The sequence below is a fragment of the Pantoea sp. Cy-640 genome (assembly GCF_011752635.1).
GTDB classification, from domain to species: Bacteria; Pseudomonadota; Gammaproteobacteria; order Enterobacterales; family Enterobacteriaceae; genus Pantoea; species Pantoea dispersa.
In genome coordinates this window covers 322,990-347,011 of sequence record NZ_VWXB01000002.1, presented here as the reverse complement: position 1 = coordinate 347,011, position 24,022 = coordinate 322,990, and the positions used below count along the sequence as shown (strand labels likewise).

Genomic DNA, 24,022 nt, shown 5'->3' with positions numbered 1-24,022 from the left:
CCGTGACAGCAAGTTACCTGCTTAAACGCCTGCTGCTGATGATTTACACGCTGCTGGTGGTGTCGCTGCTGGTGTTCGGCATCACTCAGCTGCTGCCCGCCGATGCCGCGGTTACGCTGCTGGGACAAAACGCCACCCCGGAAGCGCTGGCGGCGGTGCGGGCGCGGCTTGGGCTGGATGCGCCCGCCTGGCTGCAATACTGGCACTGGCTGACACAGGCGTTGCAGGGCAACTTTGGCGTGTCGATGCGCAATGGCCTGGCGGTCGGGCCAACGCTGCTGACCGCGCTGTCGCGCTCGCTGCTGCTGGCGCTGTGCGCCCTGTTACTGATGCTGGTGATCGCCATTCCGCTCGGCATCTGGGCGGCCGTGCGGCGCGGTAAGACCGCCGATGTGCTGGTCAGCGTGATCTCCTACATGGGCATCTCGTTTCCGGAATTCGTCACCGCCACGCTGGTGCTGCTGCTGTTTGCCGATGTCTGGCAGATTCTGCCCGCCACCGGCTACGTGCCGCTCAGCGAAAATTTTATCAGCGGTATTCAGCACCTGATTCTGCCGTCGATCACCGTTGCGCTGATTCTGGTGGCACACGTTTCGCGCATGGTGCGCTCGGAAATGGTTGACGTACTGCACACCGACTACGTTCGCGCCGCGTGGCTGAAAGGCCTGTCGCGCCGGCGCATCCTGTGGCGCCATGCACTGCGCAATGGCCTGTTGCCCACCATCACCATTGTGGCGCTCGACGTCGGCTATCTGCTGGGCGGGATTGTGGTGGTGGAGGAGATTTTTGCCATTCCCGGTATTGGCCGGGAGCTGATTGTCGCGGTGCAGGCGCGCGATTTGCCCACCATTCAGGCCGGCGTGATGATCCTCGCGGCAACCTATGCCGTGGTGAATTTCCTCGCGGATTTGGCCTACGTCATGCTCGATAAGCGGATTTCCTATGCCTGAAATACTGAAACGATTACTGCGCTCGCCGCAGGGTGCGGCGGGGGTGCTGATTCTGCTGCTGGCGCTGCTGATGGTGGCGGGCGGCGCGCACGTGGCACCGTTTGATCCGGAAGCGATCTCAATTCTGGCGCGTTACCGCCCGCCCAGCGCAGAACACTGGTTCGGCACCGATCAGCTGGGGCGTGACATTTTTAGCCGGGTGCTGGTCGGCGCGCGATCCACCATTTTGCTGTCGCTGCTGGCGACCGCGCTGGCGATGGTTATTGGCTCGGTGCTGGGCACCGCCAGCGCCTACGTTGGTGGCAAAGTGGATGAATTCCTGATGCGCACCATGGATGCGGTGATGGCGATTCCCAGCCTGCTGTTTGCGCTGCTGATTGTCAGCACCCTGGGGCAGAGCAGCATGAACGCCGTGCTGGCCATCACCATCGCCTTCGTGCCGGGCATGGTGCGCATTGCGCGCAGCGTGGCGCTGGCGGCGCGTCAGCAGGACTATATCAGCGCCGCCATCGCGCGCGGCGAAGCGGGTTACTACATCATTCTGCGCGAAATGCTGCCGAACATTCTCGCGCCGATCATCGTGGAAGCCACCATTCGCGTGGCATTCGCCATCATGCTGTTTGCCACGCTGAGCTTTCTCGGCCTCGGCGCGCAGCCGCCCGAGCCGGAGTGGGGGCTGATGGTGTCCGAAGCGCGCAGTTATTTCTTTAAAGCACCGTGGATGATGATGATCCCCGGTCTGGCTATCGCGCTGGTGGCGATTGGCTTCAACCTGCTGGGCGATGGCCTGCGTGATGTGCTAAATCCAGGGAGCCACAAATGAAGAGTCCGCACAACCCGGTGCTGTCGGTGGACAATTACAGCCTCGATTATGCGTTAGCGCGCGGCCATTCGCTGCCGGTACTGCGCGATATCACCCTGCAGGTGATGCCGGGCGAAGTGCTGGGGCTGGTGGGGGAATCCGGCTCCGGCAAGACCACCCTTGGCTGGGCGATCATGCGCTGGCTGGCCAGTAACGCACGCGAGCAGGCGGGTGATATCCGGCTGAACGGCGAAAGCCTGCTGCAGCTGCCAGCGCACCAACTGATGGCGCTGCGCGGTAAAAAGCTTGGCATGATTTTTCAGGATCCCAGCGCGTCGCTGAACCCGACGCTGACGCTGGGTGAACAGGTCACTGAAGTGCTGCGCCGTCATCGTGGGCTGTCAGCACGCGAAGCGCAGCAGCTGGGGGAATCGCTGCTGCGCGATGTCGAGCTGAAGCACCCGGCACGCATGATGCAGCGCTATCCGCATCAGGTTTCCGGCGGTGAGAAGCAGCGCATCCTGATCGCCACCGCCTTCGCCTGCCAGCCGGACTGCCTGATTTTTGATGAGCCGACCACGGCGCTGGACGTCATCAGCTCGGCGCAAATCCTCGATCTCTACGAGCGACTGCGCGCCGAGACCGGCGTCGCGTCGCTGTATATCTCACACGATCTGGCGCTGGTGGCGAAAGTGGCCGACCGGGTGTGCGTGCTGGAGCAGGGCCGCATCGTCGAGCAGGACGCGACGCGCACGCTGTTCAGCGCACCCGCACATCCGTATACGCGCAAACTGATTGCCGCGGTGCCGGATCCGCAGCATCGGCTGGTCGCGGATGCGGCCGGCAGTCAGCCGCTGCTCAGCCTGCAGGCGCTGACGATTAATTATGGCCAGCACGGCGTGCTCGATCGGCTGCTGAAACGGGAGGCGAACACGACGCGGGCCGCCAATGCGGTTTCGCTGACGGTGCATCAGGGCGAAATTCTCGGCGTGGTCGGCGAGTCCGGTTCGGGTAAATCTTCACTCGGCAAGGCGATAACCGGCCTGGTGCCGTTCACTGGCAGTATCGACTTCTGCGGCGCGACGTTATATGGCCGCGCGCAGATGGACCCGGCGTATCGCCGCCGTGTGCAGATGATTTTTCAGCATCCGGATGCGTCACTCAATCCGCGCATGACCGTCGGCGAAATCATCGCCCGTCCGCTGCGGCTGTATGGACTGCCACCGGGAGAAAGCGAGGCGCAGGCGGTGGCGCGTCTACTGCAGGAAGTGCGGCTGCCCGCGGAATTTGCCAGCCGCTATCCGCACGCGCTGTCGGGTGGGCAAAAGCAGCGCGTAGCGATTGCGCGCGCCTTCGCTAACCCGCCGGACCTGGTGATTTGCGATGAAATCACGGCGGCGCTGGATGTGTCGGTGCAGGCCACCATTATCGAGCTGCTGCTGGAGCTGCGCCGTCGCTACGGCACGGCATATCTGTTCATCACCCACGATCTCAATCTCATCCGCCAGATCGCTCATCGCGTGGCGGTGATGTATCGCGGCGATGTGGTGGAAGTGCTGCCCGGCGAGAATATGCGGGCGCAGGCACAGCATCCTTACACCCGTGCACTGCTTGATGCCGTGCACATCCCTGATCTGACCCAATCCGTGGCATAACGAGAAGCGCATGAACCCTGAACAGTTAATTCATCACATCGATCGTGAATACTGCCTCGCTTTCCTGGCAAAAATGGTGCAGCACAAAAGTTACAGTGCCACCGAGGGCGAGCGCGAATTAGCCCGCTATATGGCAGAACAGATGGCGCAGCTGGGGCTGGAGACTGAACTGCAGCCGGTGGCCGGCGATCGGCTGAACGCCATTGGGCGGCTGGCCGGCACCGGAGGCGGCCACAGCCTGCTGTTCAACGGTCATCTTGATACTAACCCGGTTACCGAAGGCTGGACCGTCGATCCCTGGGCGGGAAAAATCGACGAGCAGTTTATTTACGGCATCGGCGTTTCTAACATGAAAGCGGGCGATGCCGCCTATTTCTGCGCGCTGAAGACGTTGATTGATGCCGGCGTGAAGCTCAGGGGTGACGTGATCCTCACTTATGTGGTCGGCGAGTTACAGGGCGGCATCGGTACGCTGGCGGCGATTGAGCAGGGCGTACGCGCCGACTATTTCATCAATGCCGAACCCACGGATTTACAGGCACTGACCATGCATGCCGGCTCGCTGATGTTCACCATTGAACTGACCGGCGATACGCGCCATCTGTCAAAGCGTGAAGAGGCGGTCGACGCGATTGCGGCGGCGGTTGAACTGATTCCGCAGATCAATAACATCACCTTCAGCGGAGCGAAAAGCGCAGAACACCGCAAAATTAACCGTGGCCATATTGGCACCGTTCACGGTGCGCTGGGGCGTGATTTGCAGGAGTGGCGGCCGCCGCAGGTCGCGGATTTTGTCCGCCTGAAAGGCTCCGCCCGCTTTGCGCCGGGGCAAACGGTGGATGGTGTGCTGGCCGACCTGCAGGCCCTGCTGGATGCACTGTGCCAGCGCTATCCGGGTCTGCAGGCGCAGCTGTTCGATGACGGCCTGCGCGATAAACCCACCATGCTGCCGTTTGAGGTGTCGCCGGAATCGCCAATCGTTAAAGCGGTCAATCGCGGCTGGCAGACTGTGCGCGGCACGCCACAGCCCACCGGGGTGATCACGCCGCCCGCCTTCTACGGTACCGATGCGGCGCACCTGTATCAGCATGCGGGCATGGAGGGCATCGTGTGCGGGCCCGGCGGCAAGTACAACACCATGCCGGATGAGCGCGTTGAGATCAGTGAATTTCTCGATATGGTGCGTATCTATTTGCTGGCGATCCTCGACATCTGCCAGCCGGTTGAACCGGCGTCATGATCGCCGACGCGCTGTCACGGCTGCGCAGCGCCATGCGCGCCGCCGACATCGAGGTGATGCTGATCGATCATGGCGAACTGCTGGCATGGTTAACCGGTTATACCGTGTCGGAAACGCGTTATCGTGCCTGTCTGGTGCCGTTGCAGGACGAACCGTGGATGGTGCTGCGCCAGCTGGATGCCGCGCCGTGCCGCGCGCAGTCACCGCAGCTGGCGATTGACGCGTACCGTGATGAAGACGATCCGTGGCTGGCGGTGGCGCAAAGCCTGACGCGGCGCGGCTATCAGCGGGCGCGGCTGGGCGCGGATTATGCATCCTACGGCATGACGGTGCATAGCTGGCAGCAGCTGGCGCGCCATCTGCCCGGGGTGCGCTGGTGTGAGGTCAGCGGCATCAGCGACCGGTTGCGCAGCGTTAAATTTCAGGCTGAAATCGCCAGCTTACGCCAGGCCGCCGGCATTGCCGATGCCACGCTGGCCCAGCTGTGTGCGCAGGTGCAGGGCGGCTGGCGCGTGCGTGATGTCGCCGCGCTGGCGGCGGCACAATTTCTGCGACTCGGTGCTGACAGCGGTGAAACCGGACCGATTGTTATAGCCAGCGGCGACAGCGGATTTTTGCATGCCAGCGGCCATGAGCAGCATCTGCAAGCGGGCGATGTGCTGCACGTTGAGCTGATCCCTAAAGTGCGGCACTACAGCGCGCGCCTGATGCGTCCGCTGATTGTCGGTGAAATCTCTGCGGCGCGCGCGGCGCTGGCACAACAGCTGATCGCCATTCAGGATCGCCAGCTGCGGGTGATGAAGCCGGGCGTAGCGGCCTGCACGGTGGATGCCGTCGCGCGCGAGGCGGTGCTTAGCGCCGGGCTGCGTGAGGATTACAGCAACATCACCGGTTATGCGCTGGGTCTGTATACGCGCACCCCGCGTCCGAGCGATTTCAGCTGCTGTTTTCATCCTCAGGCGCCGTGGTTACTGGAGGAAAACATGGTATTTCACATGTATATTTCAGCGCAGGGCCTCGCCTTCAGTGAAACCGTGCGCGTCACGGCACAGGGCGCAGAGCGACTCACCACGCTGCCGCGCCAGCCGTTTACGCTGCCGGCTAACAATTAACAGGATGATGTACAGTGCAGGACGTTGAATTAATCGATTTGGCTGCCACCTTGCCAGGCCTGATGTTTGATCTGAAGTACGCCACCGCCGATAACATCGCCGGGTATGCTATTTATCGCGACGCGCAGGCGCTGCTGCATCCGGATGCCGCCGCCGCGCTGCGCCGCAGCAGTGACATCGCCCGGCTGGCGGGATTTCGCCTGCTGGTGCTGGACGCGTATCGTCCGCAGCAGGCGCAGTGGCACTTGTGGGATGCCTGTCCCGACGCGGATTATGTGGTGCCACCGGCGCGGGGCTCGAATCACAGCCGTGGCGTGGCCATCGATGTGACGCTGGTGGATGAGGCGGGCAACATTCTGGAGATGGGGACCGGGTTTGACGACATGTCAGTGGAGTCGCACCCGTTCCATCCCAACGTGCCGCAGCAGGCGCAGCGCCATCGCCTGTTGCTGAACGCCATCATGCTCGGCGGCGGTTTTGTCGGGATGCCCACCGAATGGTGGCACTTTGAACTGCCGGATGCGCAAAACTATCCGCTGCTCAGCGATCGCTTTGCCTGCGTCAGCCGGGCTGATCGCGCTCCTGTGAGTGATATTGCACGTTAATAATCGCGTTGCTGAAGCGGGGGATTCTCCGCCTTCCCGCCTTGACATGCCCTCCGTTCCGACCCCAGAATGCAGCTTGTTCCAAGGGGTGCCCTGTTAGAGGGCTGAGATTCTACCCGCGCGGCTATGACGGCCGGCAACGTAGTGACCCTCTGAACCTGATCCGGCTAATACCGGCGTAGGGATGTGGAACCGGGGTCACTGCACGCCCTCATTCCCTCTTTGCGCCTTTCTGCGAATCCTGCGCATCACTCAGCCCCTGGCTGGCCGTTATGCCGCAGTCCAAAGAGGGCACCTTCATGACCGAAACGTCAATCATCGCCGCGCTGCTGGCGTTTATGCAGCGCGAAGAAACCACGGAAGCGGATTTCAACCAGCTGGCGCTGCAGCTGTTCGCGTGGCAATTCGAACACAATCTCCCTTACGCCCGTTTCGCCCGCCAGCGCGGCCGCACGCCGCTGACGGTAAAACAGTGGCGGCAGATTCCGGCGGTGCCGATTACGGCGTTTAAAGATCTGACGCTGAGCTGCCGTCCGGTGGCGGAGATTCCCCACATCTTTATGACCAGCGGCACTACGGGGACCGGCCGGGGGCGCAGCTATCACCCGACGCTGGCGGTTTACGATCGCTCGATGCTGATCAATTTCCGCCAGCGCTTTATGGCCGGATATCCGCGCCTGCCGATGGCGATCCTGTTTCCACACAGCAGCGAGCTGCCCAACTCTTCGCTGGCCCATTATCTGACGCTGGCGATGCAAGAATGTGGCACACCAGACAGCGAAGTGATGGTGGATGCGCAGGGGCTGAAACTGCCGCGTCTGATCGCCGCGCTGGAGCAGGCGCAGGCCAGCGGCCAACCCTATGCCCTGCTGGGTGCCAGCTACAGTTTTGTCCATCTGCTGGACGAACTGGCGCGTCAGCAGCGGCGTTTCAGGCTGCCGCCGGGCAGCCGCATCCTCGACACCGGGGGTTTTAAAGGCCAGTCGCGTGAAGTGGCGGCGGAGGCGTTTTATAGCGCGCTGCAGCAGACGCTCGGCGTGCCGCGTTCGCACTGCATCAATATGTACGGCATGACTGAACTCAGCACGCAGTTTTACGATGCCGGCAATGAAATCTGCCCGCCGGTGAAATCCGGACCGCACTGGATCCGCACGCGCGTGGTCAATCCGCTGACCGGTGCGGAGGTGCCGGAAGGTGAGACAGGCGTACTTGTGCATCACGATCTCGCCCATTTCAATTCTGTTTCCGCCATTCTGACCGAAGATGCCGGCGTGATGGTGCCCGGCGGGTTTCAGCTGCTGGGCCGCGTCGCAGGCGCGGATGCCAAAGGCTGCTCGCTGGCGATGGAATCGTTTCTCGCTGCTGCGCAGGCACGGGCATGAAAGTGTATGCCGGCCATCTGCCGGGCATCCGCCACAGCGAGGTGGCGTGGCACAGCCTGCACTTTGGCCATGTGGGCAGCGCGCTGGAAGTGTGCGTGCCGGTGCTGTCCGAGGCGCAGATTGCCACGCTGGCGGCCAGCGTACGCGATAACGCGCGCCGCTACCTGCACACCCTGAGCGTAGCGCGCATCACTGCGTTGATTGATGAAGCCATCGCGCGCCTGCTTGACCGTTCGCACCCGGTGCGCCAGCAGGCGGAGCGGTTGCTGCCGCTGGTTACCGGCTATGACGCCGACATGCTGCGGCTCGGTTTAACCGGCTATCTCAAAACCTTCCGTGAACCGCAGCTGCGGCGTTTTCTGGCGGAGGATTTCGGCAACGTGCAGATGCTGGACGATTTTCAGCCGCGGCCAAAAGGCGGCTTTGCCCGCGCGTTTGGTCCGCAGCTGTTGCTGCAGATCTGGGCCGGCAATGTGCCGGGTTTGTCGCTGTGGAGCCTGATTGCCGGCCTGCTGGTGAAGGCGGGAAGCGTGGGCAAAGTAGCGAGCGCTGAGCCGCTGATGGCGGGCTGGTTCGCCCAGCTGCTGGCGGAGATCGATCCGCAGCTGGGCGACTGTCTGGCCGTTGTATGGTGGCAGGGCGGTGATGAACGCACTGAGCAGCAGTGGTTCCGCGAGGCAGACGTGGTGATGGCTTATGGCGGAGAAACCGCGCTGACGGCGATGCAGCGGCGTCTGCCGCCAGCCACGCGCTTTCTGCCGCATGGCCACAAAATCAGTTTTGGCATGGTGGCACGGTCGGCGCTGGACGTGCGGCGCGGTACGGCGCTGGCGCGTCAGGTGGCTTACGATGTGATGCGCTATGACCAGGCCGGCTGTTACTCGCCGCAGGCGCTGTTTATTGAGCGCGGCGGCCGGGTGTCGCCGCAGGAGTTTGCTGCTTACCTCGCCCATGAACTTGCCGCGCTGGCACAGCGCTATCCGCGCGCGACGCTGACGCTGGGTGAAAGTCAGGCTGTGGCCGCGTGGCGCAACGCGGAGGAAATGCGTGCGCTGAGCGGTGACCGCACGCTGTACGGCGATGAGCACGATGCCTGGGCGGTGGTGTACGTCGACAAGCCGGAGCCGCTACAACCGGGCGCGCTCGGACGTACGCTGAAGGTGATTGCCGTGGATACGCTGGAGGAGACGGTAAACTGGGTGGCCGCGCAGCGCGCGTATCTGCAAAGCGTTGGCCTCGCGGCCGCGCCCGAGGTGCTGTTTCGGCTGGCGGCGCAGCTCGGTGCGGCGGGCGTCACGCGCATCACGGCGCTGGGTAACATGACTTCACCGGAGGCGGGCTGGCATCACGATGGCCGTTTTAGCCTGCTGGATCTGGTCACCCTGTGCGAAATCGAACAGGCGGCGGAAACCGCCGCTGAACACTATGCGCCCTATCTTGACTGAGCGGGCGTGGAGAAACGCAATGAAATTCAGCAATCACACCGTGCTGGTGACCGGCGCCAGCCGCGGTATTGGCGCCGCCATTGCCCAGGCCTTTGCCGCCGAAGGCGCGTTTGTCGTGGTCAACTATTTACGTAATCACGACGCCGCTGCGCAGGTAGTCGCGGCCTGTGAAGCACAGGGCGGGGGTGCACTGGCGATTGCCGCCGATGTGACCTGCGCCGCACAGGTAGCCGATATGATGCAGCAGATCGACACCGCTACCGGGCGACTGGATGTGGTGGTGAACAATGCCTTCGCACCTTATCGCTTCGATCCGGACCAGCGCCAGCGCTTCTGGGAAACGTCCTGGTCCGCTTACCAGACGCAGTTTGATGGCGCAGTGAACGCCTGCTACAACGTGTGTCAGGCGGCCTTGCCGCTGATGCGCCGCCGCGCACGCGGCAGTATCATCAATCTGGTGAGTGATTTGATCGCCCGGCCAGCGGTGGCTTATCACGACTATATCACCGCAAAAGCCGCGCTGACGGGCTTTAGCCGGACGCTGGCGGCCGAACTAGGGGCGCTGGGCATTCGGGTGAACTGCGTGGCGCCGGGACTGGTGTATCCCACCGATGCCAGTCAGCATACGCCAGAAGCGGTCCGCCACGCGCTGACGGCGCAAACGCCGCTCGGACGACTGGCGCGCGCCGCGGATATCGCCGGGCCGGTGCTGTTTCTGGCATCAGCATGGAGCGAATTTGTCACCGGCCAGACGCTGTATGTCGATGGCGGTTCGGTGATGCAGGACCATTAAGCCAGGTCGCCAGTCGCCGTACTGGCGACCTGCCACCCCCCTCCCGGTACCTCAATCCGTTATTCCGCCATGCCCACCGTCATGCAGCTATCTGCGCACTGCAGGCAAATTTCCGCACAGGTCTGACAGTGCGGATGCTGGTGCTTCTGGCACTCCCAACCGGCCAGCTGACAGGCCATCGACGTGATGGTACAGAGCTGCTCGCTCAGTTCACTCTGGGCAGCCAGCAGTTGGGCGGTAACGCGACACAGCGCCGCGCACTGCTGATTCAGGCTAATGCAGACGCTCATCTCACTGGCGTCAGCGTCCAGCAGACAAGCCGCCGCACAGTGGTCGCAGGCGGTCGCGCAGCGATAGCACAGCGCGATACAGTCATTGAGTTCAGCGTTCATGGGTTTCCTTAGCGTCAGGGTAAAACGACGCATATGTGAGCCTGAAGGGAAAATTTAGCTAAAACAGAGGGGATATCAAGTGGATAGCGGCGGATTAACCCCGGTAAGGTGCATCGCAGATGCAATTATCCCTTTAATAATGCGGAGTTAGCTAATTGTAAGCTTGTGTATATATCAGCGCAGGTAATAAAAACCGCTTAAATAAAAGTGTACAAGTCTGTGTGGCTTGTACAAATATAGCCGCTGCGGATTTGTTAGTTAAATAAGCAATAGTTTAAATTCGTGGTAAATAAACGATGCAATTGAGGCATTATAAGCGAAGCGGTAAATGCTGCCGGATCGCTGAAGATTTGATCGATTAATTGTTTTCCAGCGAGAAAATTACTCTCCTGACAAGGTTTATCACGCATTTAAGCGAAGCGTAAACTCAATGTCAGGAGAGTGTGGTGCCAAAGGTTATCGAGGTTAAATCAGTATTAAGAGGGGAAAGTCTTATTTACGACGACTGATCTTTCCTCCCTTCCTGCCGGCTTCAATGGCACGCTGTGGATCGTTCTTGAAGTTACCGCCACTGACCTGACCACCCTTGCGGCCTGCTTCAGCCGCGCGCTCCTTATCGGCTGCGAAGTTGCCTGAACCCCCACGACGTTGCGTCACTTTTTCTTCCTCTTCAGGTTTCTTCTTTGGATCCTTCATTTTTTTCCTCTCAGTTCATACCCGCATGAAGCAAAAATAAATGTAGCGATGTTTTTACCATAATCAAGCCAGGAATAATCTTAACTTTTAATTTACAGCGCGTTGGTTGTTTAACTATGAGTCAATTCCAGCTGATTTATTCCGGCAAAACATCTGGGGTGGAATTGTTAACATTTTACTTTCATAAAGGGAAGCATTCTTTTAGCGCCGCTAATGTGATTCGATGAGGTTATGACAATTATCCGCTGTCGCAATTCTTAAAAACCTTTCTTGCACAGCTGCGCTTACTTGCTACGTTTAATTAAGTTGTTCGCCTGGACTTAATTAGCGCTTCGCTTATTTTCAGATAAACAGCCTGAAAGCGATGAGGTAAGAGCGTGCTGCCGGCTCAGTGACGAGCATCCAACGCGGCTGATGTGCCTGGCCGGTGTCACTTTACTTTGGAGCGAAACATGACGAAGGAATCTGTGTATCTGGACTGGCTGCGCGATGCGCATGCTATGGAAAAACACGCGGAAAGCTTGTTGAAAGCGGCGGTGTTGCGCCTGACGGAGCATCCCGCGTTGCAGACGCGCCTTGAGCAGTATCTTGAGGAAAGTCGTGAACAGCAGCAGCAGGTGAAAACGCTGCTGCGCCAGTATGACAGCAGCTGGTCGGTGCTGAAGGAGTCGTTAGGCCGGATGTCGGCGGTCGGTCAGGCCGCCAGCGACATGCTGCAGGATGAAGAGGGCATCCGTGTGGCAGTCAGCAGCTACGTGTTCTGTAACTATAAAATCGCCACCTACTCGACGTTGCTGGTGGCCGCAGAGCAGGCGGAAGAGGGGGAGGATGTCAGGATCGTGCGGCGCATCCTGCAGCAGGAAAGCCAGATGGCCAGCAGGCTGCTGCAGCTGCTGCCACAGGCGGCAGAAGAAGCCATTGTGCTGCGCACGGAACCTGAGCTTTCCGGCACGGATTAAGTCATCCTACGGCGCGCCCTAGAGATCAATCACCAGTTCCGCCGACTTGCTGCGCGAGCAGCACAAGGCGATGTACTGCTCCGGGGCGCTTTTCTCGCTGTCCGACTGCACGGTATCGCGGTGATCGATCTCTCCGGCGGTGACCCGCGTCAGGCAGGCGCCGCACATGCCCATCTCGCAGGAGAGCGGAACGTCGACGCCATGCTCCAGCAGTACCGTGGCAATGGTTTTGTCAGGTGGAATGGTGCATTGCTGCCCACTGCGTGCCAGCGTCACGGTAAAGCCCTCTTCCGCGCCAGCCGTGCGGGCGGCAGGTTTGAACGCTTCAGCGTGAATATTGGTGCTGTCCCAGCCGCGCGCCAGCGCCTGCTGCTGCATGTGCGTCATAAACCCTTCCGGCCCGCACAGGTACAGATGCGTGTCGGCGGCAGCATCAAGCAGTTCCGCCGGTGGATAATCACGGGCGCTGCGGCCTTCGCTGCTGTACCAGATTTCACAAAATCCATGCTGAAAACGCTGCGCCAGTTCGGCGGCAAAAGCTTCATCACCGCGCTGGCGGACAAAGTAATGCAGCACAAAAGGCACGGCGGCGGCCTCCAGCGCCAGCGCCATGGCGTACAGCGGCGTAATGCCAATTCCGGCTGCCAGCAAAATGACTTTAGCGGCCGGTTGCAGAGGAAACAGGTTGCGCGGTGGCGAAATCGCAATCGTCTGGCCGGGGCGCAGCGTGTCGTGCACGTAGCGCGATCCCCCGCGTGATTGCCCGTCGCGGGCAATACAGATTTGGTAGCCGCGCGCGTCATCGCAGCGTCCGGTTAGTGAGTACTGACGTATCAGGCCATTACGCAGGTGGACATCAATGTGCGCACCCGGTTGCCAGTCCGGCAGCGGCTGGCCATTTTCCGCCACCAGCGTGACGCTGAGATTGTGACGTCCCTGACGATACAGTCCATCCACCACCACATTCAGCAGATCACTCATCGTTGCCTCCTTACACCAGGAAAAATTCGCCGAAGCCCATGCGCTTCAGGCCGCGACGATAAGCAATGGAGCTGCGATCGGCCGGAATATGCGCTTCCAGAGTCAGGTCGAGTGGCAAACGCTCCGGCTGCTGGGTTTCCACCATCAGGCGATCTTCCTCGAACACGCGCTGATTGAAGGCGTGCACCTCTTCGACCGGGATGTGCAGGTCAAAATTACGCGCGATGGGCGCAAACATGCGCGTTTTGCGCGCCGACACCGGCGACGCGGCGTTCATGATCACCAGGCGCGATTCGCCGGGGAAATGAATGGTCAGCGTGGCGGTAAACGGCAGATGCATCTCGAAATGACGCAGCCAGCTAAATCCTTCCGGCGCCTGCTGCGGACTGTCAGCGGCAAAGTTACTCACTGAGCTCCAGTAATCCACGGCAAAGCCGGTCTCGGTTTCGACCGGGTTATAGGCAGGTACTACCTGGTTGTTGGGATCGGCGAAGGTTTCCGTGTGCACCCAGGCGAAGTGCGCCACATCCAGAAAACCTTCCACCTGGCGTCCGGCAAAGCCGTTGACGTCAAAACCGGGGCAGTTGATCTGTTGAAAACCGGCATCATCCCAGTGCGGCATGGTGGGCAGCGGCGCGGGCTGGTCAGCATCCGGCGCGAGGCACACCCAAATCAGACCAAAGCGCTCTTCCACCGCGTAACTGATCAGATTGAGCTTGGCCGGAATCGGCTGATCGGGGCTGGACGGGATGCGATTGCAGCGGCCACCGGCACCGAAGCGCAAGCCGTGATAAGGGCAGACGATACCCTCCTCATCATGAAAACCCAGCGTCAGCGGGACGCCACGATGCGGGCAAACGTCGCGTGCCGCTACCACCTGACCCTGCAGACGATACAGCACCAGCTGCTCGTCAAGCAGCACCGCTTTGGTCGGTGCGCCGGCGATATCACAGGAACGGGCAACCGGATGCCACTGTCGCGCCAGACGCAGCCAGTCATCAGGTTCAAACGTGCAGTGTGCGGGAGGCGTAATGTTATTCATGCTGTTGTCCTGTCAGGTGCTCACATAAGGCGAAATAGAAGGCTTCATTTTTGTCAGGACATTGTTAATATGCTTGCCTGTGCAAATCCATCAGCAAGAATGCAGCCAGGTGTTGCAAAAAACCGTACAGGTGAGCAATGAGCCCGTTTTCCCGCTTTGCCGTCTATTTTGCCGAAGTGGCGCGCAGTGGCAGTTTGCGCAAAGCCGCTGAGCAACTGCACGTTTCCGCTTCTGCCATTAACCGGCAGATTCTGCAGGCGGAAGAGAGTTTTGGTACGCCGCTGTTCGAACGTTTGCCGGAAGGGCTGCGCATGACCACCGCCGGAGAATTGTTGTATGACGATGTGATGCGCTGGCAGCGTGAGTTTCGCGTCACGCGGCAGCGTTTCGATGATATTCAGGGACTCAAGCGCGGTAACGTCACGGCCGGGCTGGTGCAGTCGCTGACCAAAGGCAGCGTGGCAGACGCCATCGCCGATATCGCACGCCAGCATCAGTGGCTGCGGCTGGAGCTGACGGTGGACAACAGCCACCGCATCAGCCAGATGATTCGCCAGTCGGAAATCGATTTTGGCCTGATTCTCGATCCCGCCGGGCAGAGCGGACTGGAAGTGCTGACGTTTGCCGAACTGGAGATGGGCGTGGTGATGGCCGCTGACCATCCGCTTAGCACGAGGCCGCTGCTGTCGCTCAGTGAGCTCAGTCATGAGCGACACATTGTGCCTGGCGCCGCGCTGGTGGTCCACGAACGTGTCGACGCGCTGTACCGCAAGCAGGGCCTGGCGCCGGAAAACATTATCGCCTGTAACGACATCCGCCTGATTCGCAGCCTGATCGCGCAGGGCACCGGCATCAGCGTGCTGAGCCTGCTGGATGTGATGACCGAGGTGCAGGAGAACCAGCTCTGCTTTGTACCGCTCAGGCACAGCGTGATGCGACCGCTGACCCTGGCGCTGTGTACTGCGCCGTCGCGCCAGCTATCGCGGGCGGCGCAGATGGTGATTCAGCGCATGACTGAAGTGATAGAGGCGATGGCCAGCGTCAGGCCCGCAGGCGGGCCGTAATCACGTTCAGTGCCCGGTTTCGGCATGCGGCGCGCGGGTTTTGGTGGCACCGGCACCGCCCGATGGACGGGCGATAATAATACCGAGAATACCGCCGGCAATCAGCGCCATCGCCACAATCAGCAATCCTGAGTGATAACTTTGCGTCGCATCTTTCATTTTTCCCAGCAGCGGCGGTAAACCCAGTCCGACAAAGTTTGCCACCGTATTGATAAAGGCAATCGATGCCGCAGCGGCTACGCCAGCTAATTTTTCTGTGGTCACGGCCCAGAATATTGGCGTCAGGGCAAAGTTAAGCCCGACGGTGAAGACCAGCAAAATATAAGCCAGCAGCAGGCTGCCCGAATAAATCGCGCCGGTCAATGCGAGGCCCGATAAAATTAATGGCAAGCCCATATGCCAGGCGCGTTCACCGCTGCGATCGGAATGGCGTCCGTTTAAATACATAAATACGCAGGCCATCACAAAGGGCAGGGCGGATAACAGGCTGATAATAAAATTGCTCTGCTCTGCGGCCATGCTTTTAATAATCAATGGCATAAACAACGTAATACCGATCGAACCGAACGCCTGTAAAAACCATACCAGACTGAGCAATAACACCGTGCGATCTTTTAATGCCTGCAGCCAGGAGTGGTTCTTATTCAGGGTAACACCCAGATTGTCCTGTTCGAGGCGCTGGCGCAGCCAGTGTTTTTGCGGTGTAGTTAACCAGACAGCATCGTCGGGCTTATCGGGTAAGCGCCACAGCACCAGACAACCAAGCACTACCGCGGGAATGCCTTCCAGCGCGAAAAGCCAGCGCCAGCCTGCGATATCGGCAATGCCATGCATATTGAGAATGGCACCGGAAATGGGCAGACCAATAATCGACGCGCCCACCGATCCCATGTAAAAGAAAGACATTGCACGTGCGCGGTTACTTTTGGGGAACCAGCAGGAAATATAATAGATAATACCCGGCGCAAAACCGGCTTCGGCCATACCGAGTAAAAAACGCATTACATATAACTGATTGGCGCTATGAACCAGCGCCATGCCGGTACTGACAATGCCCCAGGTAATCATAATGCGCGCTATCCAGCGCCGGGCGCCGACTTTGGTCATAATGACATTGCTGGGAATTTCAAACAGAATGTAGGAAATATAGAACATGCCGACACCGAGGCCGTACATGCTGGTGGTAAGCCCGAGATCGGCATTCATTTGCAGCGCAGCGATAGAGATATTGGTTTTATCGAGATTAGCGACAAAATAACAGATTACGATAAACGGGATGATGCGCTTATTTAATTGACTCAACGTAGAACCAGAAACATCGGAACTTATCATATCCACCTCGTCACGCAGCATTACGCCACTCCGCGCCGGCAGACGGGCGCAAGGGCAGCGATGTCATGAATGATCTGTTTCGCTTGCTAAGCAATAAATGAAGTGCAGCCGAAAAATAAAAATCATTTTATTTCGGCCACGCGGAAGCATTAACTATGCCGATAGTGATATTGCACATGAGCGATATAAATCGTCATGAGTTAGCAGTGTAGTACAATCTATTTTGATTGTACTACAATAGAGATCACAGATTGGACGATTGGCAGATGTTAAACGATCGCGGCGTAATCACCGGTCCCCTCCGGCCAGGGTGTGAGCAGGTCGAAGCCGGTATCCGTGACGGCAACAGTGTGCTCCCACTGCGCGGACAGGGAGCGATCTTTGGTCACCACCGTCCAGCCATCGGACAGCACGCTGGTGCCCGCTTTACCGGCGTTAATCATGGGCTCAATGGTAAAAATCATGCCAGCCTGCAGCGCCAGCCCCTGGCCCGGCGTGCCGTAATGCAGGATTTGTGGATCGCCGTGGTAGATCTCGCCAACGCCGTGACCGCAATACTCGCGTACCACGGAAAAACCTGCCTTTTCAGCGACCTGCTGAATAGCCGCACCGATATCGCCCAGCGTTGCACCGGGTTTCACCACCCGAATGCCTGCCACCATTGATTCATACGTCACGTCAACCAGGCGCTTAGCGCGTACCGACGGCTGACCAGCGAAATACATGCGGCTGGTGTCGCCGTACCAGCCGTCTTTGATGACCGCCACGTCGATATTGACGATGTCACCGTCTTTGAGCTTTTTCTCGCCCGGAATCCCGTGGCACACCACGTGATTAACCGAGGTGCAAACGGTACGGGTGTAACCCTGATAGCCAATGTTAGCCGGAATGACCTTTAGCTCATTGACAATATAGTCGTGACAGCGGCGATCCAGTTCATCGGTGGTAACGCCGGGTTTCACCCAGGGCGCGATCATCTCCAGCACTTTGGCGGCGGCGTGACCGGCGGCGCGCGCCCGTTCAATCTCTTCAGCGGTATGTAGTTTAATACTCATTGCGCGATTCCCTGCGGAATAAAGGAAGGTTGGTCAAGCAACTGCGCCAGTTCAGCGCCGCCATCACGTTCGACCCGCATCAGCAGACGCGTCAGTTCCTGATGGCTGAGCTGCGGATAAAGTTCGGCCAGCATGCCGATTTTCATCCAGTGCTCCGCCTGCGCGTTGATCGAACGACTGAGCGCCGTGCTGGCGATGCGCAGGTTCTCATGCATTAAATCTGAAATTTTGACGATACCCATAGCTGGCCTTTATATGAAACGTATATGCTATGTATATAGCATATCCACAACGGCATGATTTGCAAGGTCAGATTTTCGCCTGTCCGAAAATATGCGGAATTTGTCCGTAATTGCCTGTGCCTCATACCAGTAAGTACTCATCGCCACGGAGGTCGGGATACTTCTGTCACATCGAGAGATTCTTATAACCCGGTAACCGCTGTGTAAACACCTCACCCTAATGCGCTTCATATAACCTTCCCGATAAACTGCGGATCTCATGGAAAGTGGGCGGGTTGTCCGCTTCATCCAGACCGCAGCGGGTTCGCGCGCGTCAATACCTGCGTCAGATTTTCCGGGCATATCGGACCGGGTCTCCGTGAGCACGACTCTGTATATACCAGGCGAACTGGCGTGACACTCTATGTAAGAGGAGTGAAATCATGTTTCCAGTCGGTTTTGCTGGGATGTGCTGCTGGCTGACGCTATGCGGGGGAAAACCGGCTCGAAAAATATCAGTCTACTGACACGCCTGCTGACGTCATCAGTTCATGCATCAGAATGGCGCAGCTGCCCCATGAAGAAGTGAGAAATATTGAACGGCAGGTTAAAGCGGACATTCAGGCCAGCCCAGACCTGAAACGGGATTGTGCGCTGCTGAAGTCGACAGCTCAGAGCAAAGCTCTACATGTCTGCCCAATACGGAAAAATTAATAATAACGGATGCGTAATATCTACCAGGAAATGTGTCTCGAGGGCAAACCTAAAATGGTAACCATCGGCGCACTGATGCGAAAACGGGTTCACCGCTGTTATGGCGTACTGAAAACGGCAACAGTTTTTTGTGATCTGGAATCAAGAGTTGCACTTAACGACTGATTTATATGAATCTTATTTTTATACCCTATCCAGGGATGCAGGTTTTGTCTTCATCATAAACAGGCTCTGCGCAGGATATTTTTGGTTTCCTGGCAAAGCCTTAGGAGGCACAGCATGTACTCAAAAGAATCTGTCTGTATTCCGGGAAAAGATCTCAGTCGGTTTCGACAATAAACATTCGTGCTTCCTGAGCTTCCCGGCGTTCGGCCTTGATGGGGGCGTATTTTTCAGAGTTGTAGAAGGCTAATGCCTGGTTAAGGGTTGGAAACTCAAATACGCCAGCTAATGGCAGAGGCACCTCATCGCCTTCAAGAACCTCCGAGACGGTGCCAAAATGCAGAATTCGCCCGCCGGCTTCTTTCAGAGCTGCCTGAACCGGGGAGCGAGTTTAGACTGCCTGTCAGGGTCGATAACACGCAGATTGATGTGCACGTACGCTGGCATAATGCTTCTCCTGTTGTTAAATAATGCATATACACTATTATTGGTTGATCGGGATTTCAAGAGGTACTACATGAGCGGTTTTGATCCAAAATATTTCAGGGAAATAGCAGCTGAATGTCCGGGATTTCAGGCTCGTGCCACGGCGCGCGCAGTCACGCGCTACTACAATGTCTGTTTCAAATCGCTCGGTCTCACCGCCGAGCAATTTAGCCTGTTGGTTGGAATTGGAGCTTTCGAGGGCGCCACAATAGTTGATCTTGCGGTCAGCGCGGGAGTTGATGCGACAACCCTGAGCCGAAATGTTCAGAACATGGAATTGAGAGGCTTAGTCCGTTCCGAAGGTGGACGCGGTCGCGCAGGAAAGCGGCTAAGTCTGACGGATTCCGGATACCAGCTCATGGCAGAAGCCTTGCCTATATGGAAATCAGCTAAAGATAAGTTGTCCATGAAGATGGGTGATGACCGACTCCGGTCAGCAACACGGGCAATGGGGGAGTTAGCCAGGGCAATAAATATCGACCAGAGCCCTGAAGCAGATCGCAACTCCCACAATTAAAATACGGTAGCTGAATGACAATTCCCCCGTATCAGCACTCCTGCTTGAGCATCTTGAAAAAATAGGTTTCTCAAAATGAACGAATTTTTACCTCATTTTTTTGGGCATGCAGAGCGTTCCGGTGTGAAGGTGAACGGCGCCGTACGCCCGGCGTAGCCGGTTACAGCCGTATAAATCGTGCCATACCCTACCTTTCTCTGTTTATGCCCAGAAAGTGCGGGCATGCTAATATCCGCGTCAGCACTGGGCTAAGCAGGTATTCTCAAAAAAACAGGTGGGGAGTATGGGGCTTATAAACACGGGACGAGTGAAGGGTTATATGCTTTCACATACTGCCCATTGTGATGTTGGTACTTTGTAAAAATGCATGCTGAATGTCCGTTTTGTGCCAGAAGCGGACCATCATTAGTTAATCCAGTTATAAGAAATGATGCAGGTGACATATTTTTATCAACTTATAAGGGGTTCCGGTTATGAAACCCCCTTAGGTTGACTAATCACAATTTTCAGCTTTTTGATTTTTTTCCGGACTCACAACCATCCAGACAGCTATCCCTATAGTTATCGCACCGACAATGAAACCATTGTTAATGGTTTCGTTCAGTACCAGGTATCCCCACAGCACGCCAAACGGAGGAATTAAGAATGTAACGGTTAAGGAGCGTAACGGTCCGATATCGGCAATCAGTCGAAAATATAATATGTATGCTAACGCAGTACAGATCACCCCCACAGCAATGACACTAATCCATGGCTCTTGCTGTAGCCAGTTAACGGCAGGCCCAACGCTGGTACTCCATATGAAAAAGGGCAGTAAAAAAATAGATGCTCCTATTTGACTGCCGAAAGCAACGATTTTAGGATCGAGTCCACCTTTGTCTGAAATCCAGCTACGTGTCAAAAAACTGGAAACCCCATAGCAACTGGTAGCGATGAGGCAGGCAATAACACCGGTAATTTTTTTATCCGATGGCTGTGCTTCACCGATGGTGGTTATCACTATGATGCCGACAAGTCCCAGGAACATGCCTGCCCATTTTCTAAATGTTAATTTCTCAGCAAAACATGAAAACCCGATGAGCGCTCCCATCAAAGGGGTTGTTGCATTCATAATAGCGGAATACCCGGCAGGCAACCACCTGGCCGCAAGGCAATACATGAGAAAAGGCAATCCAGAGTTTATCACGCCAAGTATGACTGAAGGCTTGAACTTATCTTTAAAATCAAAAGAAGATTTAAACATAAACAAAATAATAGCGAGGCCCGTGAAACCTAAAAACACTCGCAAAAAAGCAGTATTAATGGCACCGAACTTTGGCACGGCTATGCGCATAAAAAGAAAGCTCGCCCCCCAGATAGCGGCAAGCAGCAATAACCGAAAATAGTCAGCAACACGCATAACAGTTCCTTTTTATTTAAATGGAAGTAACAGCGAAACTGTGAAACATGTCAGACGTGCTCACAAACAAGATTTTTGTTTATACTTAAGATTTCCTAACTCATGGAACTGTGTATCCGATGAAAATGCCACCTTTACATGCGCTTATGTGTTTTGAGTCTGCGGCAAGGCTGATGAGCATGAAAGCTGCCGCCGAAGAGTTATGTGTGACATCCAGCGCGGTCAGCCAGCAGATTGCAAAACTGGAAAACATGACGAATATCCGGTTGTTCATACGTAGTCCTCGCCGTCTCGAACTGACAACCGAGGGGCGCATCTATCTGAGGGCGATTAGACCCGCTTTTATCCAGATAGCAGAAGCAACACAACGCTTAATGAATGAGGGAAAGGCGAACAAAGTAACGGTCAGTTGCACAAGTGGTTTTGCCATTCAATGGTTGCTGCCACGGCTACCTGCATTTGAAAAAGCCAACCCGGGTGTGGAAGTGCAAATCAGTACAACCAACAGGCAGGTTGATTTATTGTCTGAAGGGATTGATTTTGCTATCCGTCACGGCGCTGGTAACTATCCCGGACTGGAGTCCGAGTGTCTGGTGAATGACAAACTTCTCCCGGTTTGTAGTCCCCGCTTAATAACCAGAGAATACGATCTTTCATCGCCGGGCGATATGGCAAATTACACGCTGCTGCACGATGAGCACCGGCTGGACTGGGCCGTCTGGTTCCGGGCTCTGGGTATTGAAGATGTGAATACTGACACCGGTCCTGTTTTCATCGATTCTAACGGCGTTATTGAAGCTGCAATCGCGGGTAAAGGTATCGCCCTCGTACGCAGTGTACTTGTACGTGAAGAACTGGAAAGTGGTTTATTAATTAACCCACTGCAAATAGAGGTTAATTCGCCGATTGCGTATTATCTGGTGTATGACGAGTCAGCTATATTGCAGAAGATAAGTCGTCGATTCCGTGACTGGATAACCCTGACCGCCGCAGCGCAACATGAGCATGCAGCAATACACAAGAGAGTTAAATAAATATGTTGATGCTGTCTTTCATCACTAATTATGTCCCAAAAATTTTATATTTTTTTATGCCTAAAGGTGTTTTGCTGAATGCGAAATTGATTTTAATATCCCCTCAGGTAATAAGCCCTCAACGTCCGCTCCTCGCTCTCCACAGCCCCTGGGCATCAGAGGAAGCTCTGTGCCAGAAGCGGATCTTTTACTCTCAAAGGAGTTGTGCCCGGGCATTGAGAGATACTTGTTATATTTGCTTTTATCTTCTGGTATAGATATCAGGACGTGTGATACTCCATGCATAGTTTTCCCGATTAACAGGCTCGTAGCCAAATTTTTCATAGAGCCAGGGCGCAGTGGTTGTAAACAACATGATCCTGCGAAGCCGCTCAAAAACAGGATGATCATGTATGCATTGCATCACCCATCTACCCAATCCTTCTCCCTGATATTCCTCCAGGATATAAACATCACAAAGGTAAGCGAACGTAGCGTAATCTGTTATTAAGCGCGCGAAACCAATCTGGGCGTCATCGTGATAAACACCGAAATTAAGGCTGTTTTCAACGGATGCACGGACAAGAGCCAGATCAATCCCTTTAGCCCAGGTTGACCTCGTGAGATAGAGATGGATAGCCTGCACATCCAGTTTTTTTCTGTCTGTACTTATCAGGTAGTTATCTTTATGCCACTCATATTTCTCTGAAATACTCACGCTCAATCCTGTTTAAGAATTCCCGGAAAACCTGACCTTATCACCTGATGGAAAATCGGACTATCAATACTTCTTAGTAAAAAAATGAATCCTGCACTCTTATGCCAGCGTTTCATTTAGCACTTTTGCGCAGCGGGCTCCGTTTCCTGGAAAAGAGTGTCCATCATTACTGGACAGGAGTAATCAGCCGGTATCAGGCCCCATGATGAACTCCCGGCTGATTCAGCGTTATGCATCCAGACTAATAACCACTTTCCCGATATGTCCGGCAGCCTCAAGGTAGCGATAAGCTTTCCGTGTATCGGCAAAAGTAAAAATACGATCAATTACGGGATAAATCGTGGATGCTTCAATCGCCCTGACCGCCGCGCGCAAATCTGAAGTCGAACCCGTATTGTTACCCACAATATTCAACATCTTTTGCATTACGGGCAGAACAGGCATGCTGACTTCTGCACCACCAACAAAGCCAATAACGAAAATGGTTCCGTTATGAGCTGCTGCGTTAATCGATTTCGTAAATGTTGAGCCACCCACTGATTCCAGTACAAGATCAGCGCCATGCTCATCAGTCAGCTTAAGCACCCGTTGATCCCATTCAGGCACCTCGTGATAGTTAATTCCTTCATCCGCACCCAGGGCTTTCACTCTGTCCAGTTTTTCATCAGAAGAGGAAATGATGATCACCCGCGCACCTGCTGCCTTCGCATATTGCAATGCAAACAGACTCACGCCTCCCGTGCCAAGCAGTAAAACAGTGCTGCCGGGCTGTATTTTACCGCGCACTATAGCGTTCCATGCGGTCGTTGCGGCAATGGGTAACGTCGCTGCCTGCTGCCAGTTGAGAAAATCGGGTATATGCACCAGTGACTTAGCAGGCACTACAGCGTATTCTGCCAGCCCACCGTTGGTCGTAACTCCGCGTAATATTTGATGATGTTCTGATCGTATTGCTCCAGCATGCCAGTGAGACATCATACCCGGCACCACATGTTCGCCAATTTGCCAGCCTTCAACTCCCTCTCCAGACTCAACAATTTCTCCCGCGCTGTCTGCACCAGGAATAACCGGCTGCGAAACAGCGCCGAATTTACCAGTGGCCAGCGCCAAATCAAGGTAATTCAGACTTACAGCATGCTGACGAATCAGCACTTCGCCATACCCTGGTTGTGGTGGTGAAATATCACATATTTTTAAGCTGTCTATTCCTGCAGCGGATAAGTGGATAGCTTTCATGGTGTCCCCCTGTTCAATTAATACGATCATTTTGAGGCAGAACTGACGCTA

At 56.3% G+C, this 24,022-nt stretch carries 24 protein-coding genes and 1 riboswitch; of the genes, 13 read left to right on the top strand and 11 right to left on the bottom strand.

The features are described 5' to 3' along the window. The first annotated feature begins 2 nt into the window (after positions 1 to 2). The 9 genes from F3J36_RS07075 to F3J36_RS07035 all read left to right on the top strand — a co-directional run bounded on the left by F3J36_RS07075 (position 3) and on the right by F3J36_RS07035 (position 9,984). Positions 3 to 950, top strand: a complete 948-nt coding sequence (locus F3J36_RS07075) for an ABC transporter permease (protein WP_021508731.1) — start codon at positions 3 to 5, stop codon at positions 948 to 950. After that, positions 943 to 1,773: an ABC transporter permease gene (locus F3J36_RS07070; protein WP_166719308.1), complete on the top strand. Its 831-nt coding sequence runs from the start codon at positions 943 to 945 to the stop codon at positions 1,771 to 1,773. Before F3J36_RS07075 ends, F3J36_RS07070 begins: the two co-directional genes overlap by 8 nt. Continuing rightward, the gene (locus tag F3J36_RS07065; RefSeq protein ID WP_166719307.1) at positions 1,770 to 3,407 is read left to right on the top strand and encodes an ABC transporter ATP-binding protein; all 1,638 of its coding nucleotides are present in this window, start codon (positions 1,770 to 1,772) and stop codon (positions 3,405 to 3,407) included. Before F3J36_RS07070 ends, F3J36_RS07065 begins: the two co-directional genes overlap by 4 nt. A 10-nt stretch (positions 3,408 to 3,417) precedes the next feature. Then, entirely contained in the window at positions 3,418 to 4,647 is a 1,230-nt protein-coding gene (locus F3J36_RS07060) for a M20 family metallopeptidase (protein WP_166719306.1), read from the top strand. Further along, complete coding sequence (locus F3J36_RS07055) at positions 4,644 to 5,759, top strand: Xaa-Pro peptidase family protein (RefSeq protein ID WP_166719305.1); 1,116 nt, start codon at positions 4,644 to 4,646, stop codon at positions 5,757 to 5,759. Before F3J36_RS07060 ends, F3J36_RS07055 begins: the two co-directional genes overlap by 4 nt. A gap of 14 nt (positions 5,760 to 5,773) precedes the next feature. Further along, positions 5,774 to 6,364 (top strand): D-alanyl-D-alanine dipeptidase, encoded by a 591-nt coding sequence (gene ddpX, locus F3J36_RS07050; protein WP_166719304.1) that lies wholly within the window; start codon positions 5,774 to 5,776, stop codon positions 6,362 to 6,364. A gap of 74 nt (positions 6,365 to 6,438) precedes the next feature. Continuing rightward, positions 6,439 to 6,568, top strand: a riboswitch (TPP riboswitch). A gap of 68 nt (positions 6,569 to 6,636) precedes the next feature. Beyond that, positions 6,637 to 7,746, top strand: a complete 1,110-nt coding sequence (locus tag F3J36_RS07045) for a long-chain fatty acid--CoA ligase (protein ID WP_247653149.1) — start codon at positions 6,637 to 6,639, stop codon at positions 7,744 to 7,746. Continuing rightward, positions 7,743 to 9,191, top strand: a complete 1,449-nt coding sequence (locus F3J36_RS07040; protein ID WP_166719303.1) for an acyl-CoA reductase — start codon at positions 7,743 to 7,745, stop codon at positions 9,189 to 9,191. The genes F3J36_RS07045 and F3J36_RS07040 overlap by 4 nt, the downstream gene beginning before the upstream one ends. Before the next feature lie 19 nt (positions 9,192 to 9,210). Next, positions 9,211 to 9,984 (top strand): SDR family oxidoreductase, encoded by a 774-nt coding sequence (locus tag F3J36_RS07035; RefSeq protein ID WP_166719302.1) that lies wholly within the window; start codon positions 9,211 to 9,213, stop codon positions 9,982 to 9,984. Positions 9,985 to 10,043: 59 nt separating this feature from the next. On the opposite strand, the gene F3J36_RS07030 is transcribed toward F3J36_RS07035, so the two are convergent. Together F3J36_RS07030 and F3J36_RS07025 are read right to left on the bottom strand one after the other, a co-directional pair. Then, positions 10,044 to 10,376 carry a four-helix bundle copper-binding protein gene (locus F3J36_RS07030; RefSeq protein WP_058758661.1) on the bottom strand — a complete coding sequence of 111 codons (333 nt, stop codon included), beginning with the start codon at positions 10,374 to 10,376 and terminating at the stop codon, positions 10,044 to 10,046. A gap of 492 nt (positions 10,377 to 10,868) precedes the next feature. Beyond that, the gene (locus F3J36_RS07025; protein ID WP_010615780.1) at positions 10,869 to 11,033 is read right to left on the bottom strand and encodes a general stress protein; all 165 of its coding nucleotides are present in this window, start codon (positions 11,031 to 11,033) and stop codon (positions 10,869 to 10,871) included. Between the two features lie 491 nt (positions 11,034 to 11,524). On the opposite strand from F3J36_RS07025, the gene F3J36_RS07020 reads away from it, so the two are divergent. Beyond that, positions 11,525 to 12,031, top strand: coding sequence for a ferritin-like domain-containing protein (locus F3J36_RS07020; RefSeq protein ID WP_211072908.1), 507 nt, complete (start codon positions 11,525 to 11,527; stop codon positions 12,029 to 12,031). A gap of 18 nt (positions 12,032 to 12,049) precedes the next feature. On the opposite strand, the gene F3J36_RS07015 is transcribed toward F3J36_RS07020, so the two are convergent. Both F3J36_RS07015 and hpxD read right to left on the bottom strand, forming a co-directional pair. After that, positions 12,050 to 13,012 (bottom strand): PDR/VanB family oxidoreductase, encoded by a 963-nt coding sequence (locus F3J36_RS07015; protein ID WP_166719301.1) that lies wholly within the window; start codon positions 13,010 to 13,012, stop codon positions 12,050 to 12,052. 10 nt (positions 13,013 to 13,022) lie between these two features. After that, entirely contained in the window at positions 13,023 to 14,054 is a 1,032-nt protein-coding gene (gene hpxD / locus F3J36_RS07010) for a molybdenum cofactor-independent xanthine hydroxylase subunit HpxD (protein ID WP_166719300.1), read from the bottom strand. Between the two features lie 137 nt (positions 14,055 to 14,191). On the opposite strand from hpxD, the gene F3J36_RS07005 reads away from it, so the two are divergent. Further along, positions 14,192 to 15,118: a LysR family transcriptional regulator gene (locus tag F3J36_RS07005; RefSeq protein WP_166719299.1), complete on the top strand. Its 927-nt coding sequence runs from the start codon at positions 14,192 to 14,194 to the stop codon at positions 15,116 to 15,118. A 6-nt stretch (positions 15,119 to 15,124) separates the two neighbouring features. On the opposite strand, the gene F3J36_RS07000 is transcribed toward F3J36_RS07005, so the two are convergent. The 4 genes from F3J36_RS07000 to F3J36_RS24175 form a co-directional block, all read right to left on the bottom strand. Next, on the bottom strand, positions 15,125 to 16,450 hold the full coding sequence (locus tag F3J36_RS07000) for an MFS transporter (protein ID WP_211072907.1): 1,326 nt from the start codon (positions 16,448 to 16,450) through the stop codon (positions 15,125 to 15,127). A gap of 269 nt (positions 16,451 to 16,719) precedes the next feature. After that, complete coding sequence (map, locus tag F3J36_RS06995) at positions 16,720 to 17,505, bottom strand: type I methionyl aminopeptidase (RefSeq protein ID WP_088517519.1); 786 nt, start codon at positions 17,503 to 17,505, stop codon at positions 16,720 to 16,722. After that, positions 17,502 to 17,747: a ParD-like family protein gene (locus F3J36_RS06990; protein WP_010615787.1), complete on the bottom strand. Its 246-nt coding sequence runs from the start codon at positions 17,745 to 17,747 to the stop codon at positions 17,502 to 17,504. Before F3J36_RS06990 ends, map begins: the two co-directional genes overlap by 4 nt. Positions 17,748 to 18,759: 1,012 nt before the next feature. Further along, positions 18,760 to 18,945 carry a DUF1330 domain-containing protein gene (locus F3J36_RS24175; protein ID WP_247653160.1) on the bottom strand — a complete coding sequence of 62 codons (186 nt, stop codon included), beginning with the start codon at positions 18,943 to 18,945 and terminating at the stop codon, positions 18,760 to 18,762. Positions 18,946 to 19,119: 174 nt separating this feature from the next. Between F3J36_RS24175 and F3J36_RS06980 the strand changes: the two genes are divergently transcribed. Further along, positions 19,120 to 19,605, top strand: coding sequence for a MarR family winged helix-turn-helix transcriptional regulator (locus tag F3J36_RS06980; protein WP_088517581.1), 486 nt, complete (start codon positions 19,120 to 19,122; stop codon positions 19,603 to 19,605). Between the two features lie 493 nt (positions 19,606 to 20,098). Here F3J36_RS06980 and F3J36_RS06975 read toward each other — a convergent pair whose 3' ends face one another. Then, complete coding sequence (locus F3J36_RS06975) at positions 20,099 to 21,004, bottom strand: DMT family transporter (RefSeq protein WP_166719298.1); 906 nt, start codon at positions 21,002 to 21,004, stop codon at positions 20,099 to 20,101. A gap of 119 nt (positions 21,005 to 21,123) precedes the next feature. Here F3J36_RS06975 and gcvA point away from each other — a divergent pair, with 119 nt between their 5' ends. Next, on the top strand, positions 21,124 to 22,038 hold the full coding sequence (gene gcvA / locus F3J36_RS06970; protein WP_088517522.1) for a transcriptional regulator GcvA: 915 nt from the start codon (positions 21,124 to 21,126) through the stop codon (positions 22,036 to 22,038). Between the two features lie 241 nt (positions 22,039 to 22,279). Here the strand turns inward: gcvA and F3J36_RS06965 are convergent, their stop codons facing one another. Both F3J36_RS06965 and F3J36_RS06960 read right to left on the bottom strand, forming a co-directional pair. Beyond that, positions 22,280 to 22,735: a GNAT family N-acetyltransferase gene (locus F3J36_RS06965; protein ID WP_166719297.1), complete on the bottom strand. Its 456-nt coding sequence runs from the start codon at positions 22,733 to 22,735 to the stop codon at positions 22,280 to 22,282. Positions 22,736 to 22,963: 228 nt separating this feature from the next. Further along, entirely contained in the window at positions 22,964 to 23,971 is a 1,008-nt protein-coding gene (locus F3J36_RS06960) for an NAD(P)-dependent alcohol dehydrogenase (RefSeq protein ID WP_166719296.1), read from the bottom strand. Between the last annotated feature and the right edge of the window lie 51 nt (positions 23,972 to 24,022).